This is a genomic window from Halomicrobium urmianum (assembly GCF_020217425.1).
Classification (GTDB): Archaea; Halobacteriota; Halobacteria; order Halobacteriales; family Haloarculaceae; genus Halomicrobium; species Halomicrobium urmianum.
Map to the genome: position 1 here is coordinate 135,897 of NZ_CP084092.1, position 17,239 is coordinate 153,135.

At 69.3% G+C, this 17,239-nt stretch carries 16 protein-coding genes; 6 read left to right on the forward strand and 10 right to left on the reverse strand.

The features are described from left to right. Positions 1-2 precede the first annotated feature (2 nt). Positions 3-677, reverse strand: coding sequence for a Rieske (2Fe-2S) protein (locus tag LCY71_RS19520; protein ID WP_225336561.1), 675 nt, complete (start codon positions 675-677; stop codon positions 3-5). After that, positions 677-1,321, reverse strand: a complete 645-nt coding sequence (locus LCY71_RS19525) for a hypothetical protein (protein ID WP_225336562.1) — start codon at positions 1,319-1,321, stop codon at positions 677-679. Before LCY71_RS19525 ends, LCY71_RS19520 begins: the two co-directional genes overlap by 1 nt. A gap of 462 nt (positions 1,322-1,783) precedes the next feature. On the opposite strand from LCY71_RS19525, the gene LCY71_RS19530 reads away from it, so the two are divergent. Then, positions 1,784-2,215 carry a universal stress protein gene (locus LCY71_RS19530; RefSeq protein WP_225336563.1) on the forward strand — a complete coding sequence of 144 codons (432 nt, stop codon included), beginning with the start codon at positions 1,784-1,786 and terminating at the stop codon, positions 2,213-2,215. A gap of 96 nt (positions 2,216-2,311) precedes the next feature. Next, positions 2,312-2,977, forward strand: a complete 666-nt coding sequence (locus tag LCY71_RS19535; RefSeq protein ID WP_225336564.1) for a hypothetical protein — start codon at positions 2,312-2,314, stop codon at positions 2,975-2,977. Positions 2,978-3,042: 65 nt separating this feature from the next. On the opposite strand, the gene LCY71_RS19540 is transcribed toward LCY71_RS19535, so the two are convergent. Both LCY71_RS19540 and LCY71_RS19545 read right to left on the reverse strand, forming a co-directional pair. Then, complete coding sequence (locus LCY71_RS19540; RefSeq protein WP_225336565.1) at positions 3,043-3,936, reverse strand: alpha/beta fold hydrolase; 894 nt, start codon at positions 3,934-3,936, stop codon at positions 3,043-3,045. Positions 3,937-3,993: 57 nt separating this feature from the next. Continuing rightward, entirely contained in the window at positions 3,994-6,171 is a 2,178-nt protein-coding gene (locus tag LCY71_RS19545; protein ID WP_225336566.1) for a heavy metal translocating P-type ATPase, read from the reverse strand. A gap of 164 nt (positions 6,172-6,335) precedes the next feature. On the opposite strand from LCY71_RS19545, the gene LCY71_RS19550 reads away from it, so the two are divergent. Then, positions 6,336-7,088 (forward strand): sugar phosphate isomerase/epimerase family protein, encoded by a 753-nt coding sequence (locus LCY71_RS19550; RefSeq protein WP_225336567.1) that lies wholly within the window; start codon positions 6,336-6,338, stop codon positions 7,086-7,088. A gap of 386 nt (positions 7,089-7,474) precedes the next feature. On the opposite strand, the gene LCY71_RS19555 is transcribed toward LCY71_RS19550, so the two are convergent. Next, positions 7,475-8,077, reverse strand: coding sequence for an OsmC family protein (locus LCY71_RS19555; protein WP_225336568.1), 603 nt, complete (start codon positions 8,075-8,077; stop codon positions 7,475-7,477). A 309-nt stretch (positions 8,078-8,386) separates the two neighbouring features. Here LCY71_RS19555 and LCY71_RS19560 point away from each other — a divergent pair, with 309 nt between their 5' ends. The 3 genes from LCY71_RS19560 to LCY71_RS19570 all read left to right on the forward strand — a co-directional run bounded on the left by LCY71_RS19560 (position 8,387) and on the right by LCY71_RS19570 (position 11,762). Then, positions 8,387-9,142, forward strand: a complete 756-nt coding sequence (locus tag LCY71_RS19560) for an SDR family oxidoreductase (RefSeq protein WP_225336569.1) — start codon at positions 8,387-8,389, stop codon at positions 9,140-9,142. A 58-nt stretch (positions 9,143-9,200) separates the two neighbouring features. Then, positions 9,201-10,052 (forward strand): DUF6920 family protein, encoded by an 852-nt coding sequence (locus LCY71_RS19565; RefSeq protein ID WP_225336570.1) that lies wholly within the window; start codon positions 9,201-9,203, stop codon positions 10,050-10,052. Positions 10,053-10,211: 159 nt separating this feature from the next. Further along, a complete protein-coding gene (locus LCY71_RS19570; RefSeq protein WP_225336571.1) occupies positions 10,212-11,762 on the forward strand; it encodes a globin-coupled sensor protein in 1,551 nt (516 codons plus the stop codon). A gap of 21 nt (positions 11,763-11,783) precedes the next feature. On the opposite strand, the gene LCY71_RS19575 is transcribed toward LCY71_RS19570, so the two are convergent. The 5 genes from LCY71_RS19575 to LCY71_RS19595 form a co-directional block, all read right to left on the reverse strand. After that, positions 11,784-14,357 carry a cation-translocating P-type ATPase gene (locus LCY71_RS19575; RefSeq protein ID WP_225336572.1) on the reverse strand — a complete coding sequence of 858 codons (2,574 nt, stop codon included), beginning with the start codon at positions 14,355-14,357 and terminating at the stop codon, positions 11,784-11,786. A gap of 78 nt (positions 14,358-14,435) precedes the next feature. Beyond that, positions 14,436-15,017 (reverse strand): VIT1/CCC1 transporter family protein, encoded by a 582-nt coding sequence (locus LCY71_RS19580; protein ID WP_225336573.1) that lies wholly within the window; start codon positions 15,015-15,017, stop codon positions 14,436-14,438. 5 nt (positions 15,018-15,022) lie between these two features. Further along, positions 15,023-15,310 (reverse strand): DUF211 domain-containing protein, encoded by a 288-nt coding sequence (locus LCY71_RS19585; protein WP_225336574.1) that lies wholly within the window; start codon positions 15,308-15,310, stop codon positions 15,023-15,025. A 109-nt stretch (positions 15,311-15,419) separates the two neighbouring features. Then, positions 15,420-16,307 (reverse strand): universal stress protein, encoded by an 888-nt coding sequence (locus tag LCY71_RS19590; protein ID WP_225336575.1) that lies wholly within the window; start codon positions 16,305-16,307, stop codon positions 15,420-15,422. A 35-nt stretch (positions 16,308-16,342) separates the two neighbouring features. Next, a complete protein-coding gene (locus LCY71_RS19595; protein WP_225336576.1) occupies positions 16,343-17,236 on the reverse strand; it encodes a universal stress protein in 894 nt (297 codons plus the stop codon). Positions 17,237-17,239: the final 3 nt, after the last annotated feature.

A 17,239-nucleotide genomic window follows, 5' to 3' on the forward strand; every position in this document is an offset into this window, starting at 1 on the left:
GCTCACTCACCTCCGACCCCGATCGGGCCCTCGAAGTCCCCGCCGGCGACCAGCGTCCCGTCGTCGGCGAGCCGCAGCGGGAGCTGCGGGAGCGGCCGCGGTGGCGGCCCGCCGACGACGCTGGCGCCCGACAGCGGGTCGAACTTCCCGGCGTGGCACGGGCAGACGAGGGTCGTCCCCTCGAAGTCCGACACCATACAGCCCGCGTGCGTGCAGACCTTCGAGTAGGCCGCGTACCCGCTGGCGACCCAGTCGGTGTCGGTTCCGTCGCCGTACTCACCCTCCTCGAACCTGACCAGGAGCGTCGGCGCGTCCTCGAGGCCGGGGTTCGACTCGGGGAACACCGTCGCGAAGTCGCCGTACTCCAGGAAGTTCTCGGTCACCGGCTCCCCCTCGTCGTCGACCAGCGCCACGTCGTCGCTGTAGATCGGGCCCTCGTACTCCCGCTCGAACACCTGCGAGAGGCCGGCCAGCGGCGCGGCCAGGCTCCCGACGGCCGTCAGCCCGCCGACGGTAGCCAGGAGTTTGGCGACGTCGCGCCGCTCGACCTCCCCGCGCTCGTCCGCGAGCAGGTCCTCCACGTCGCAGGCGCAGGGGCACTGCTGGCAGGCGTCGACGTCGGGGATGTCTTCGAGCACGCGGCCGACCTCGTCGCCGTCGCGGTCGGACCCCGGCATCAGTGACCCCTCCGTTCGGCGACCTCGACGTGGGGCATGAACCACGCGTAGTAGGCCGCGGTCAGGCCGGCCAGCGAGAGGAACATCCCCGCCGCGTACAGCCCGAAGTACTGGGTCCGCGCGAGGGTGAAGTACTCGGCGGTGAACAGCGCCGCGAAGACGATGGCGAGGGCCGTCAGCCCACCCATCGCGACGATCCCCTCGACCGACTCCGAGGCGTCGCTGTACTCGACGATCCAGCGGTCGTCCGTGCGCAACCACCCGGCGGCCGAGACGCCGCCGTCAGCCAGTTGCTCCGAGGCGGCCTCGTCTCCGACCGCACCGCCGTCGGCGGCCGGCGTTTCGTCACCGGACCCGGCCTCCGTGGCGCCGCGGTCGGGCGGCCGAACCGCCGCGTTCATGAACCGGTGGACCGCGGCGAGCACGCCGAAGAGCGCGAACAGCGCGGCCCAGACGACGACGCCGACCTGGCTCGGTGAGAGGGCGTTGGGCGTGTCCACGAACCCGCCCAGTGGCCGAATCTCGCTGACGCTGTGGTCGAGTTCGACCTCTTCGACGGGGCCCTCGCCCTGGCTCGCGACCACCCACATCGGCGCCAGCACCAGCGCGACGATGACGAGGATCACGGCGGTCGGCCATCTCATCCCTCGTCCCCACTGAGCCCGTGGTCCTGCTCGTCCGTGCCTGCCGGCCGAACGGCGTGAGATGTATGGCGATTCACATGTAGGACAGAAAATTGGAATCTACTTCAATTTGGGGGGTGATACCGCATATCACTCATCTACGATTACGTACCACTGGGTGACGGCGAATCGAGAGACGCGAACCCGTTCGGGTCCGCTGACGGCGACTGGTCTCGTAGTACCGGGACTGCATCCACAGATCTAGTCGCACACACGACGGAAACCTGTCACTTCAGGACGTGCGGACCGTCGCTAGTCGATCCCTTCCAGTTCGGACGGCATGCGGCGTTTCCGGTCACGCCGTCGCGCTTTCCGACACACAGCTATCGGGTCGACGGCGGCAACTCGACGCCGTCTCGGCCGATTCCCGGGGGGAGAGAACGGCCGCGCGTGGTTAATACGGGCCAGCGGCTACTATCTCACATGCAGTATCTGGTCGCAACTGACGGGTCCGACGTTAGCAACACCGCGGTCGAACACGCCGCCAGGGAGGCGAGTACGTGGGACGCCGCCCTCGACGTCGTCCACGTCCTGACGCCCGACGCGAAACTGGTCGAGGGGACCCTCGTGCTACCGGGGGAGGCCGAGGCCGTCGACCACGGGGAGCAGACGCTCGAACGGGCGCGGGAAGTGGCCGCCGAGACCGCGGCGGACGTCGGGACCGAGATCGACGTCGCGACCGAACTGCTGACCGGCCGGCCCGCCGACGCCATCTCGCGGTACGCCGAGGACGCCGGCGTCGACGGCATCTTCGTCGGTCACCGCGGGCTCTCGGACGAGCAGGAACGGGTCGTCGGCAGCGTCGCCAAGAGCGTCGTCGACAAGGCGTCCGTCCCCGTGACCATCATCAAGTAGCGGGGTCGCGACGACGGCCGATTCCCCGCCCGGTCCGGCCCGCGGCGGTCAGCGATCGCCGGCGTACTGAAGTCGGGAGCCGTCGAAATCCCGGTCGTGCCACAGCAGTCGAGCGCTGATTCCGACGGCCCCGTCTCGCGGACGGCCGGCCTGCTCGGGCGCTACGTCAACCACGACGACGTCCTCGTCCGGTTCGTGTCGCTGTGGCTCGTCGTCGCGACGGTGTTCACCGCCGCCTGGATCCTGAGCTACGTCCTGCTGCCACGGGGGATCCTCCGCAGCGGGAACCCGGTGGCGAGGGCCGACTACGCCGGGTCCGTCACGCGCGAGTTCCTGACGCTGTTCGCCTGGAACGTGGGCGTCTCGCTGGTCGCCGTCGGGGCGAACGCCTTCCGGTCGGTGAACACGCCGCTCGGCTACGTCGTCGAAGTCGTTCAGGCGCCGCAGTACGGCGCTGTCTGGGGAACGGGCTCGCTCGCCGTCGGCGGCGATGGGCGGATCGCACCGTCGCTGTCCGTCCTCGCCGAGCGGAGCGGGCCCATGGAGATCACGGCGATGGTCGCCATCGTGGTCGCGACTCGTGGGGTCATGATCTGGCACCAGGAGTCGGGCCCCCGCTGGCGGGAGCCGTTCGACCGGGTCCGCTCCCCGCGGGAGTGGTCGCCGACGCGGCGCGAGTGGGCGCTGCTGGTCGGCGGGTACCTCCTGCTCGCCGCCGCGAACTACCGGGAAGCCCTGGCGATCGCCCGCCTCGCCGGCTGACGGGACGGATCGGCCCTCTCTGTGACGTGCGGTGATCCGCCCTCTTCGAGACGGGATCTCCGGACTCACGACGGTAGCGCATTCAGAACGTGGGTCCGGAGCGCGTCGCTGGCGAGCGCGCCCGTGACGTGGCCCTTGTCGATCACGGTCAGCGTCATCCCCGCGTAGCTCGGTCGCTGTCGGTCGTACTCCACGATACGGTCGTGCCGCGCGAGTAGCGGCGAGCAGTCGTCGGCCGCCACGTCGCGGAACGCCGTCCCGAAGTCGAGGCGTTCGCGGAGGGCGGACGGCTGCCCGAGCGCCGCGTCGGCGACCAGATGGCGATACGCGGAGTGGACGAACAGGTCACCGAACGCGGCGCCGGCGAGCAGCGGCACGTAGCGGTCTGCGGTGTCGAAGCAGGCGCGGTGGAGGTTGGCGGCGAACCCCCCGAGGCTCGTCCCCGCGAGGACGACGGGTCGGTCCGTCCGCTCCTGCGCCCGCTGCGTAATCGCCTCGAAGAGGGCCGTCGACGCGGCGACCATCCCGACAAAGCTCGAGAGGTCACCCATCGCTCGGACGTACTCGGCGGCGGACCCGCCGTGGAACGGCGCCCGCACGGCCACGACGTTGACCGGGAGGTCGTCGTCGGTCGCGACGAACAGGCCCCGGAACGAGTTCGAACCGAACCGCCCGAAGTCGAACGGTCGCTCGCCGCTGCCGTGGTGGTAGACGACGGTCGGGTAGTCGGGGCCCAGCCACTGCCAGGGCATGTACGCGGCCTCGAACGACCCGACAGGGGTGTCGACTGCGACCTCGTGCCGACCGGCGACGGCGACGTCGTCCACGGTGGCCTCGGCGTCGGTCGCGGCGTCGACGAGCGGCGGCGCGTCGACGGACCGGCCGAAGAGCTTCCCCTCCCGGACGAGCAGCCTGCTGAGTCGGACGGTCCCCACGTCGACGAGTTCGTGTCTGTTCATGGTGCCTCGCTACCGACGGTAGGCGTCGCTCACTGTTCCCGGTTTCCCCGGCCTCGCTCAGTCCCGGTAGCCGAGCAGCCGGAGCCCGTTCAGCGAGACGAGCACGGTCGACCCCTCGTGCCCGACGACAGCGAGCGGCAGCGGGATCCCCCGCAGGAGGATCGTGCCCACCATGAGCACGATCGCGCCGAAGGCGATGGCGAGGTTGACCGAGAGCGTCCGGCGCGTCCTGCGACCCAGCCCGAGCACGTACGGGATCTTGCTGATGTCGTCGCCCATCAGCACGACGTCCGCCGTCTCCAGCGCGACGTCGGTGCCGGCGCCCCCCATCGCGACGCCGAGCGTCGCGGTCGCGAGCGCCGGCGCGTCGTTGACGCCGTCGCCGACCATGGCCACGTTCTCGTAGCGGTCGACCAGCGCCTCGACCGCGTCGACCTTCTCCTCGGGCAGCAGTTCCGCCTGCACCTCGTCGATACCGACCTCGTCGGCGATCCGGCGCGCGACGCGCTCGTTGTCGCCCGTGAGCATGACGACGTGCTCGACGCCGATCTCGCGGAGCTCGGCGACCATCTCCGCCGCGCCGGGTCGCACCGTGTCGGTGAAGGCGAGCCAGCCGAGGACGACCGTCCCGTCGTCTGACTCGCGGACGACGAGCACGGCCGTCTTTCCGTCCGCTTCCAGATCGACCAGCCTGTCCAGTCCGTCGTCCAGCCCGTCGACGGCCGCGTCCCCGAGGAACGTTTCGACGTAACTGCGGTTCCCGATGTGGATCGCCTCGCCGCCGACGGTCGCGCGGACGCCCTTGCCGGCGGCCGCCTGGAACCCGTCGGCCTCCGGGACGTCGAGCGCCCGTTCGTCGGCGGCCTCGACGGTCGCCTCGGCCAGGTGGTGCTCAGATCGGGCCTGGACGGCGGCCGCGAGACGGAGGAGCCGGTCCTCGGTGAGGGAGTCGCTCGCTGCGCCGGCCTCGTCGCGGACGATCACGTCGGTCAGTTGCGTGTCTCCCTCGGTGAGCGTCCCCGTCTTGTCGAACGCGACGGCGTCGATCTCCGCCGCCGTCTCGACGTGCTCCCCGCCCTTGAACAGGACACCCTGTCGCCCGCCAGACGCGATGGCCGAGAGCACCGCCGCCGGCGTCGAGATGATGACCGCGCACGGCGACGCCGCGACCATGAGCGTCATGGCCCGGTAGAACGTGGGCGAGAACTCGGCGCCCAGCAGCATCGGGACGGCGACGGCCGCCGCCGTGAGCGCGAACACGCCCAGTACGTACGGCTGTTCGAGCCGGTCGATGAGCCGCTGCGTGGGCGCCTTCTCGCTCTGGGCCTCCTCGACCATGTGGATGAGCCTGGTGATGGCCGACTCGTGTGCCTCGCGGGTCACCTCGATCTCGAGGCTCCCGCTCTCGTTGATCGTCCCGCCGAAGACCTCGTCCCCGGGCGCCTTCGCCACGGGTACGGACTCGCCGGTGAGCGAGGCCTGGTCGACCGTGCTCTCGCCGTCGACGACGGCCCCGTCGAGCGGGATGCGGTCGCCCGGACGGACGACGAACACGTCGCCGACCTCGACCTGGTCGATGGGAACGGCGACCTCCTCGCCGTCGCGCAGCACCCGCGCCGACTCCGGGCGCATCTCTATGAGTGAGCGGATCGCGCGCCGCGACCGCCCGATGGCGTAGTGCTGGAGCGTGTTCGACAGCGAGAACAGAAAGAGGAGCATCGCTCCCTCGAACGGCGCCCCGATCAGGAGCGCCCCGACCGCCGCGACGATCATCAGCAGGTCGATGTCCACCGCGCGGTGCCGGAGCGTCTCGACGGCGCCCTGCAGCCCGTACCACCCGCCGAAGACGTACGCGCCGCCGTAAGCGACCCACCTGACCGACGCGGGAGCGTCCAGCCAGCCGGCCACCAGCCCGCCGACCATCCCGAGCAGCGTGAGTCCGACGAACGCCGCCTCGACGCGTAGCTCCGAGTGGGTTCGCGCCTCGTCCGGGTCCTCCTCCTCGAGCGTAGCGCCACCGTCGCGGACCGCACGCCTGAGTTCGTCCTCCGAGACCACGCTCTCGTCGTAGGAGATCCGCACGCTCCCGGTCTGGAACGAGACGTCGACGTCGTGCACCCCGGCCACGTCCGCCAGGCGCCGCTCGAGCGACACCGCGCCGGACTCTCCCCGGCCGCCGCGCCGCTCGATGGACAGCGTACACGTCGAGCGCTGAACTGGTTCGGCCGTCGTCACGGGAGGATCACCGCGTAATCCCGCAGTCGGCGTCCGTCTGGATTGTTCTCCACGGTTCGTCTCTCCCTACGCCCAGCGCCGGCAAGAAGGAACCGACTGTTCTCGGTCACCGGGGTCCGGAAGGGGCTATCACCTATAAGGACCAGACGCGTCGTACCCCTACCATGCAGATCGGTCTCACGGTGGGCGACTCGACCGAGCGGCTGGCGGCCACCGCTGCGGAGTTCGCGTTCGCCGAACTCTCGATCGGGGAATCGGCGTACGGGCCCGGCGACGCGGACGACGAACTGCGCGACGCGCTCGACGCCAGCGACGCGGATCTGTGCGTCCACCTCCCGTTCGACCAGGTCGTCTCGACGCCGGTGACACAGCTCAACGACGCGATCGTCGACTACCAGACAGAACTGCTCGACTGGGCGGGCTCGGTCGGCGCGCGGAAGGCGGTGCTCCACGCGACGATGCGAAACCCGCACGATACCGATCAGCGCCCGACCTTCGCCGACCAGCTCTCGGCGATCGCGGCCGCGGGCGACGACGCCGGCGTCGAGGTCGTCGTCGAGAACGTCGGCCATCAGGCCCGCGGGCTCCCCCTCTCCGTCCTCGGGGACATCGCCGAGGAGACTGGGACAGCCGTCTGTTTCGACGTGGGCCACGCGTACATGGAGGACGGGAACGACGCGATCGACCGGTTCCTGGGCGGCCACGCCGACCGCGTCTCGCACCTCCACGTCCACGACGTCCGGGGCCGCGGCGACACGCACCTCCCGCTCGGCGCGGGCGAGGTCGACTACGGGGTCGTCGCCGAGCATCTGTCGGGCTTCGACGGGACCGTCGCCATCGAGGTGTTCACCGACGACGTCCCGCTACTGGAAGACTCCGCCCGTCGGGTTCGAGACCACCTCGACGGCGGTGCCTGATCGAGCGTCGCGACGACTGCGTTCGTGCGCGTCGTGGTCTCCTCTTTCTCGTTGGGAATACTATTCCTAACGGGAATATGTACTGTACAGCCACCCGTTCGGGGAATTCGCTGAATCCGCCGACACGTGGCAGCTGATGATCGCTTCGAGGAGACCGCGGGTGTCCAGGGTCGTTTTCCGGGAGGCCCGCTCCCGCTGCCGGAGCCACTGCAGTCGATCGGTGTTCGAAGACGCCGCGAAGTCACGCGGTGACCGGCAGGCACGGACGCTCCCGGAAACGACGGCCAGTTTCAGTACTATTCGTGGGCTGTTCGGGCCGAAACGACCGGAGAAAAGCCGTAGAGCGCCGTCCGCACGGCACTCCGAACCGTAGTAGTCGCGGACGCCTACGCGACACTGACGACCGGCTCCATGTCGTGGGGAAGCCGCATCAGGTTCCACACGGGCGAGCGCTGCGCCCCGTCGGCGAGAATCTGGGCGTCCTCGTCCGTGAGCCCGTCGCCGGCGACCTCGATCTCGACGCGGACGTCGTCGAAGGTCTCGTCCGATCGGTCGACGTCGTGGATCGTGAAGACCACGCGCGGATCGAAGTCGAGTCGGACGGTCGTCTCGAGGTCGTCCAGTTCGATCTCGTTGGCGAGCGCCGTGACGCCGACGGCCACGTTCACGCACGCGGCCAGGGCCGCGAGGGCGACCTCGATCGGTTCCATCCGGTCGGTCGGATCGACGAAGCCGGTCGCCTCCTCCACCTCCTTCCACGCGCCCATCGGGAGCGTGTACTCGCGGGTCTCGCGTTCGATCTCGTCGCCGCCGAGCGAGTACGCGTCTATCTTCGCCAGACTGTGGAAGAGCCGCCCCTCGTAGGGAGCGCGGGCTCCGAGTTCGAACTGCACGTCCTCGGGGTTCTCGGTCGCGTACTCGACGAACTCGTGGAACTCGTCGAGGTCGACGCCTTGCTTTACGTTCTCTCTGTGTTGGGTAGTTGCCATCGTTGGGCCTCCTGATCCGGAACCGAACCGTCCCCGGCCTGACAATAAAGACCCCGAACAGGTGGCTTGGCTCGAATCGATTTCTAGTTGGTTGATCGTGCTATTAGCCGTTGTCGCCGGTTCTGACACCCTTGAAGCCTCGGTTCGAGTCACACGCCCGCAGATACGCGTCTGCTGTTGTACGAACCCTCTCCACTGAACGGCAAATTGTGCATCGTACGTCCGACCGAGACGGCAGGTACTGACGAGGACGTCCTCCACGACGGGAATCCTCGCGAGATATATTATGCTTCAGCAATACTTCCCAGTATGGAGACCGACTTCCAGTCCCGGACGGCTATCGTCACCGGCGCGGCGTCGGGTATCGGACGAGCGACCGCGGAGCGGTTCGCAGCGGAGGGTGCGAACGTCGTCGTCAGCGACGTCGACGCCGACGGCGGCCGCGAGACCGTCGACCGAATCGAGGCGGACGGCGGCACGGCCGCCTTCGTCGAGACGGACGTGAGTGACGCGGATGACGTCGAGGCGATGGTCGCCGAGGCCGTCGACGCCTACGGCGGTCTCGACGTCGCCGTCAACAACGCCGGCATCGAGGGCGAGACTGATCCCCTCGCGGAGGTGTCAGAGGACGCCTGGGACAGGGTCGTCGACATCAATCTAAAGGGCGTCTGGCTGTGTCTGAAACACGAACTCCCCGAACTTGTCGACGGCGGCGGCGCCGTCGTAAACGTCTCCTCGATCGCGGGCCTCGTCTCCGCCGGCGGCGTCCCGTACGTCGCTAGCAAACACGGGCTCGTCGGGCTGACGCGCGTCGCCGCGACGCAGTACGCGGCCGATGACGTTCGGGTCAACGCGGTCTGTCCCGGCGTCATCGACACGCCCATGGTCGATCGGGCTGGCGACGCCGATCCCGAGGCGATCGAGCAGTTCGTCGGGATGCAGCCCCTCGGACGGATGGGCACGCCAGAGGAGGTCGCGAACGCCATCGTCTGGCTCTGCTCCGACGAGGCGTCGTTCGTCACGGGATCCGCGTATCCCGTCGACGGCGGGTACCTGGCGCAGTAGCCGTGTGCTCCGCCGGGCGGCGGCGAGCCTTCACGTCGGTGCAGGAGAGACGATCAGTATGGGATCCAGCCCCGTTCGCCGCTCACTGGTCGGACTCGGTCTGCTCGCCAGCGCCGTCGCAGTCGGGAAGGTCCGCCTCGACCGTTCGACGGCGCGTCGAGTTGCCGTGGTGACCTCGGCCGCCGCCACCGAGCCACACTCGGACCGGACCTTCGAACCCGACGCCGTCGCCCACCTCCCCGACCCGGTCCGGCGCTACTTCGAGACGGTGCTCGAGGCGGGACGGACGTCCGTCGCCTCGGTGCGACTGGAGCAGCGCGGCGAGTTCAGGCTCGGCGGCCGATCGGGCTCGTGGAAGCCGATGCGTGCGACCCAGCACTACGGCGTCGATCCGCCGGGATTCGTCTGGGACGCGACGATCGACGTCGCTCCGCTGGTTCCCGTCCGCGTCGTCGACGCCTACGAGCGTGGTCATGGATCGCTACGTGCGTGTCTCCTCTCGACGATTCCCGTCGCCGACGCCGACCCCGGGCCGGAGATGAACGAGGCGGAACTCCAGCGGTACCTCGCAGAGGCCGTCTGGTTTCCGACGGCGCTGCTGCCCGGCGCGGGCGTCGAGTGGGCGGCCGTCGACGACCGGTCGGCCCGGGCGACGCTCCGGGACCGAGGGACCACCGCCTCGCTCGTCTTCCACTTCGACGACGACGGCCTCGTGGAGCGAGTGACCGCCGCCGAGCGGTACCGGCAGGAAGACGACGACTACGCCCCCTGGACGGGCCGCTTCGGTGACTATCAGCGGATCGACGGGCGGTTGATCCCGACCGAGGCGTCCGTCGAGTGGAACCTGCCCGACGGCAACCTCCCGTACTGGCGGGCGGTGGTCACGACTGTCGAGCATCAAACCGGCTAACGGGGCGGAATTCCCGACGGATCGGTCTCTCTTCCCGGTAGGTACACCGCGATGACCTCGAGTGAGTCTCTCTGGCACATATTATTTCACTAACTCTGTCCCTATCGATATCGATAACTGGGTCGATATTTTTACGACCGGGCCAGTTCGACTGGCGGTATGAAAGACTGGGCGAATGAGTTCGGACGCGGTGGGTTGAACTCGCAGCTCGACGTCGATTCGCTCGTCGAGGAGTGCGGACTGACCGGCGACGAGATCGAGTGGCGGAAGGACTTCGTCGGGTTCGACGAGACTGACGAACGCCACCTGTCGAACCTGGAAGCGACGTTTCGCGATCACACGGACGATATCGCACAGGGGTTCTACGAGAATCTCACCGGACACGAGCAGACGGTCGAGGTCATCAAGGGCTCGGAGAAATCGATCGACCAGCTGAAACGGACGCAATCTGCGTATCTCGTGACGCTCGCGAGCGGCGACTACGGCGTGGAGTACTTCCGGGACCGCGCTCGCATCGGCAAGATCCACGACCTGCTCGACATGCCGATGAAACACTACATCGGGCAGTACGGCGTCTACTACGACCTCGTCCTCCCGCTCCTGTTCGAGCGCCTCGAACAGCGGCTAGTCGATCGGCTGGAGGAGCGGACCGTCGCCGGCGACGGCGGAACGGCGGTGACGGAAGCCGAGGACGCCAGTCCAGTCACAGACGTCGTAAGCGAGGAACTCGATCGCGGGCTCGAAGAGGTCCTCGCGGTCCTTCGGATCGTCAATCTCGACATGCAGGTCGTCGCAGACACGTACATCCACTCCTACAATCAGGAGCTCGAGGAGTCGATCGCGGAACGCGATCGGCTCATGCAGGAGGTGGAACGGGATCTCTCTCGCCCGATCGAGGAACTCCACGAGTCGGCGGAAGCGGTGGCCGACAGCACGGACGAGATCAGCGACATCGCTCGCACGCAGGCGGATTCGATGAAAGACGTCGGCGACGAAGTCGCGAACATGAGCGCGACGATCGAGGAGATCGCCTCCACCGCCGAGGAAGTGAGCGCGACGAGCGAACGCGCCGAGGAACTGGCCGCGGAGGGACGCGACGCCGCGACCGAGGCGATCGACGTGATGGACAGCGTGACCGAGTCCTCCCGCGACGTGGCGACCGACGTCGATCGATTGCACGAGCGCGTCGCGGAGATCGACGAGATCGTCGAGGTGATCAACGACATCGCCGACCAGACGAACATGCTCGCGCTGAACGCATCGATCGAGGCCGCCCGCGCGGGGGAAGCCGGTGAGGGCTTCGCCGTCGTCGCCGACGAGGTCAAGGGACTCGCGGAGGAGTCCCAGGAGCACGCGAGCGAGATCGAGTCGATGGTCGACGATATCAAACGGGAAACGGAGAACGCCGTGAAGAGCCTCGAGGAGACGACCGAGGAGGTCGACCGGGGCATGGAGGAGGTCGAGTCGGCGATGGAAACCCTTCAGGAGATCGCCGACGCCGTCGCGGAGGCGTCACAGGGTATTCGCGAGGTCTCCGACGCGACGGACGATCAGGCCGCCTCCACGGAGGAAGTCGCGAGCATGGCCGACGAACTCGTCGAGCAGGCCGAACGGGTCGCCGGCGAGATCTCCGAGGTCGCCGCGGCCAACGAGGAGCAATCGGCCAAGATCCGCGAGATCAACACGACCGTGGACAGACTGACGGACTGAAGTCCCGCCGGCGTGGCGGCATCAGTACCCGGGTCGAAGCCGCCTGACGCCGGCGGCGACTAGGAGGTACAGCGGCAGGACGACGGCGAGAACGGCCGCGAGTATTCCCCAGTCAGCGACCCCGAGCGCCACGGTGCCGAAGTACCGGTTGAGCGGCGTGTACAGGACGGCGAGTTGCAACGCCAGCGACCCGCCGACGGCGAGCGCCAGCCACCGGTTCGAGTACGTCGGCGTCTCCCGCAGCCAGCGGATGACGTACAGCTTCCCGAACTCCAGGAGGACGAACCCGGTGAACACCATCGTCATCGCGTACGGCGTGACCGACGGCGCGCCGTCGAGCGCGTAGAACAGCAGGCCGAGCATCGCCGCGGTGGTCACTGTGCCGGTCCCGCCCATCAGGCCGAGCATCTCCCGGTCGACGATGCCGCGGTCGGGATCCCGTGGCGGTCGCTCCATCACGTCGCCACCCTGTGGATCGGCGCCCAGCGCCAGCGCCGGCAGGCCGTCCGTCAGCAGGTTGATCCACAGCAGCTGGACCGCCGGCAGCACGAGGTAGCCCAGCAGCGAGGCGAGGAAGACGATCGCCACCTCGGCGATATTCGCGCTGAGGAGGTACGCCACGAACTTCCAGACGTTGTCGAAGATGGCCCGTCCGCGCTCGATCGCTCGCTCGATGGTCGCGTAGTTGTCGTCCAGCAGGACGACGTCGCTGGCCTGCTTGGCGACGTCCGTGCCGCGGATCCCCATCGCGACGCCCACGTCGGCGTTCTTCAGCGCCGGCGCGTCGTTGACGCCGTCGCCGGTCATCGCGACGACGTGGCCGTTCGCCTGGAGCGCGCGGAGGATGCGCACCTTGTGCTGGGGGGCGGCGCGCGCGAAGACGTCGACCGACTCGACGCGCTCGCGGAGTTCGTCGTCGTCGAGGCGTTCGATCTCGCTCCCCTCGACGACCGACGAGTCCATGCCGAGCGACGCCGCGATGGCGGCGGCCGTGCGGGCGTTGTCGCCGGTGATCATCTTCACGGCGACGCCCGCGCCCGTCGTCGTCGCGATGGCGTCCGCGACCTCCTCGCGCGCCGGATCGATCATCCCGACCAGGCCGACGAACACCAGGTCCTCGTCGACCGCGTCCGTCTCCTCCGTGTAGGCCACCGCGAGCACCCGCAGCGCGTCGTCGGCGAACGCCTCCGTCCGGTCGCGGATCCGTTCGGCCCGTTCCCCCGTGAGCTCTGTCGGCCCCGACTCGGTCAGGACGCGATCGGACATCTCGAGGACGACCTCCGGCGCTCCCTTCACGTAGACCACGTCGCCGTGAACGGTTCCCATCCACTTGCGTTCCGACGAGAACGGGATCTCGTCCGTCCGTGGGTACTCGTCCCTGAGTGCCGCGACGTCGAGACCGTAGTCCGCTGCGGCCTCCACGATCGCTCGCTCGGTCGGGTCGCCCTCCTCGGCCGTCGCGTCGTTACAGAGGGCGCCCGCCCGCAGCAGTAACTCGGCGCGGTCGTCCGATCCCACGGCGGACTGGTCGCGCCCCTCGTCGCCCGGGGCGACGACGGCGTCGTTGACCCACAGCCGCTCGACGCGCATCCGGCCCTCGGTGAGCGTCCCGGTCTTGTCGGTGCAGACGACGTCGACGGACCCGAGCGCCTCGACGGCGGGCAGTCGCCGCACGAGCGCGTCCTCGTCGGCCATCCTGCGGACCCCGAGCGCCAGCGTCAGCGTCACCACGGCCGGGAGTCCCTCGGGGACGGCGGCGACGGCCAGCGACACGGCCGTCAGGCCCGCCTGGATCGGATCCGTGCCCCGGAGCAGCAGGAACGGGACGACGAGCGCGGCGAGGACGAGGACGCCGATCCCCAGCGTCCGCCCGAGGTCGTCGAGTTCGGCCTGCAGCGGCGTGTCCGTCTCCTCGGTCCCGGCGAGTTCACGCGCGATGTCGCCGACCTCGGTGTCCATTCCCGTGGCCGTGACGACGGCGACGCCCGATCCGCGGGTCACGTTCGTCCCCTTGTACACGGCCGACTCACGCTCGGCGAGCGGCGCTGCTTCGTCGACCGGTTCGGGCGACTTGGAGACGGGGACGCTCTCACCCGTCAGGGCCGCCTCGTCCACCTCGAGGGCGCTCTCCGACAGCAGTCGCGCGTCGGCGGGGACCACGTCGCCGCTCTCCAGTTCGACCACGTCGCCCGGTACGAGCGCCGTCGCGTCCACCTCGACCGCGTCCCCGTCGCGCCGCACGACGGCCGTCGGCGCTGCCAGTTCCCGCAGTGACGCGAGGCTCTCCTCCGCGCGGTAGTCTTGAACGAAGCCGAAGATTCCGTTGGCGACGACGATGACGGCGATCAACACCGCGTCGACGACGTGGCCCGCCCACACCGATAGCGCCGCGGCGGCGATCAGCACCCAGATGAGAGCGCTGTCGAACTGCGCGACGAAGATGTCGACGGCCGAGCGCTCGCCGCCGCTGACGACGTCGTTCTCGCCGTGCTCGTCGAGGCGTCGCCGGGCCTCGTCGTCGGACAGGCCGTCGGGATCCGTGTCGAGACCGGCGACGACGTCGTCTGCCGATCGGCTGTGTGGACTCCCTGACACGGTCTGACAGTCTTCGCCCAGTGGTAAGGGTGTTACCCGCGGCGGGTTCGACGGCTACTCGCCGATGCTCGTGGGCGTTCAACCCGGGAGGAAGACGTTGATGGCTGCGACGACGAGGCCGGCAAGCCCCATCCTGGCGGCGGCGACGTACCACCGCTGGCCGGAGATCGACCCCATGTACGCGCCGAACGCACAGAGGACGCCGATTCCGAGTCCGACCGCGATGACGGCGGCTTCCACCATGGTCAACAGCGTCCCCTCGACAGTGAACGGCGTCAGCGGAATCAGGATCCCGATGAGCGGCCCGAGCCCACTCGCGAGTGCGTGGAACACCCGGGCGCCCCGCTGCTGCCGCTGGACGCGCGTGTCGTCGAGGTCCGTCAGCATCGCCCGCTCGATGCGGAGGATCTCGGCCTTCGTCTCCGCCCGCTCGATCTCCCACACGCTCCAGAGCGCCGACGTACCGAGCCCCACGGCGGCCCCGGCACCGATCTTGATGACGGTGACCCCGTCGGGGACGCCCGAGAGGACCGCGCCGACGACGACGCCGATGCACGTCAGCGTCCCGTCGAACCCGTTGGACACGAAGTAGCGCCGCGCGATGGAGAGCACGTCGTCCCTGCCCAGGAGCGCGCGAAGGGACCGTAGTCTCGAGGACACGGGTGTCAGCTATCCCGCGGCGGGCGGGAGTCGGCGGCGGCCTCTCCGCAGGCCACCAGGTCGACCGAGTGGACCGTCGCGCCGAGTTCCTCGACTTGCTCCTCGATCGACTCGTAGGTCAGCGACTCCCCGGTGAGCGTCAGCTCCACGTTCTGGACTTCCGTGTCGTGCTCGATGAGCGATGCGGAGACGCCGGCGACGCTCTCCGCGTCGGAGATCTGGGTCGTGAACTCGGGGAGCGGCGGCTCGTGCGGCTTCAGCACGTCGAGTACGAGGCGTCGAACGGGAAGCATCGTCTGGACGTGTCGGCCGAGTCACCTATAGTCTGGGGCGGATCGCGGGGCTGCCCGGCGCGAACGATCAGTACCGCTGTCTCGCCCGGGACGGAAGCGGCCGACCGATTCAGTCCTCGCCGGCCGTCACGGAGAGGACCGGCGTCTCGGCGCGCCTGATCACTCGCTCGGTCGTGCTGCCGACGAGGTACCGATCGAGGCCGGTGCGACCGGCCGATCCCATCGCGATCAGGTCGACGTCGTGCTCGTCGGCGTACGCCAGGAGGCCGCGGGACGGCAGCCCCTCCTGCACCTGCGTCTGCGCGTCGAGTCCCGCCTCCCGCGCACGCTCGGCGACGTCCTCGGTGGCCGCCTCGCCGACGGACCGCAGCTGGTCGAGCAGCGACGTCGGCGGTGAGACGCTCGGCGTCCTCGCCGCCGCGCCGACGTCGACGACGTGGACGGCGTGGACTCGGGCGCCGAAGGCCTCGGCGATAGCGACGCCGTGGGCCGCGGCTGTCGCGGCGTGGTCGCTCCCGTCCGTCGGGACGAGGACGTCGTCGTAGCCGTCCCCGACGCGGCTCCGGTCGGTCGCCCTGACGGTGATCACCGGCACCTTCGACCGCCGGACGACGTGCTCGGCGACGCTGCCGGCGACGGCGCGGCGCACCCCCGACTGACCGCGCGTGCCCATCGCGATCAGGTCGACGCCGTGCTCGCCCGCGTACTCGAGGATGGCCCGTCCGGGGCGGCCGGTGACGACCTCCGTGTGCAGGTCGTCCGTCGCGTCGATCGTCGATTCCACGGCCTGTATCGCCTCGGCCCGTCTGTCCTTCAGTCGCTGGATCTCCTGCTCGTTCAGTCCGCCGGCACTGAACGGCCCGGCCGCCGCGTCGAGGTCGACGACGGTGACGACGTGCAGTTCGGCGTCGAACGCGTGGGCCAGCGCCGCCGCGTGTTCGGCCGCCCGGAGGGCGTGTTCGCTGCCGTCAGTCGGTGCGAGGATCGCGTCGTACATCTCTGGGCTGACCTTCTCCGTCCCGGCTGAAAGTTCTATGGCGTCTCGTTCGTCCCGTCCGATTCCAGCTGGCGAGCCAGCAGGACCGGCACGGGCGAGGTCCGGATCAGCTTCGCGCTGACGCCGCCCAGCACGTACCGGCTGAACTCCGTCTCACCGTGGGTGCCTAGCGCGACGACGTCGACGTCGTTCTCCCTGACGTACGAGAGGATCTCCCGGTAGGCCCGTCCGGACGCGAGCGCCGTGGCGACGTCGTCGACCGACGCGTCGCGGGCCCGATCCGCCGCCGCGTGGAGGATCTCGTTCCCCCGCTCCTCCAGTTCGCCGCCTTTCACGGCCGACCGGACGTCGGGCCCCAGGCTCGCCGTCTCCATCACGTGGAGCAGGTGCAGCGTCGCGCTGGTCTCCTTCGCGAGGGCGATCGCCTCGGCGACGGCCCGGTCTGCTCCCGGGCTTCCGTCGGTCGGGACCAGGACGTCCCGCGGCGGATACGTCAGCCGGGCGTCATCGTCGGGAGTGACCGTCAGGACGGGGACGTTGGACGTGTTGACGACGCGCTCGGTGACGCTGCCGAGGAGGTACCGCTTGATCCCGCTGCGTCCGTGCGTCGGCATGACGACGAGGTCGACGCCGCTCGTCCGGGCGTAGTCGACGATTGTCTCGTGGGGACGACCCTGCAGGACTTCGGCCACGACGGACACGTTCCTGTCGCTCGCCCGCTCCGCGACCGCCGCGACGATGCGTTCGCCCTCCTCCTCGAGGGCGTCGACGACCTCGCCGCGGACGTTCGTGACGCTATCGACGGTCGTGTCGGCGACGTTGAGCACGTGGAGGGTCGCGTCGTGCGTGGCGGCGACGTCGAGGGCGTATTCGAGGGCGTCGGACGCGACGTCGCTCCCGTCGGTCGGGAACAGGAGCCGATCGTACATACC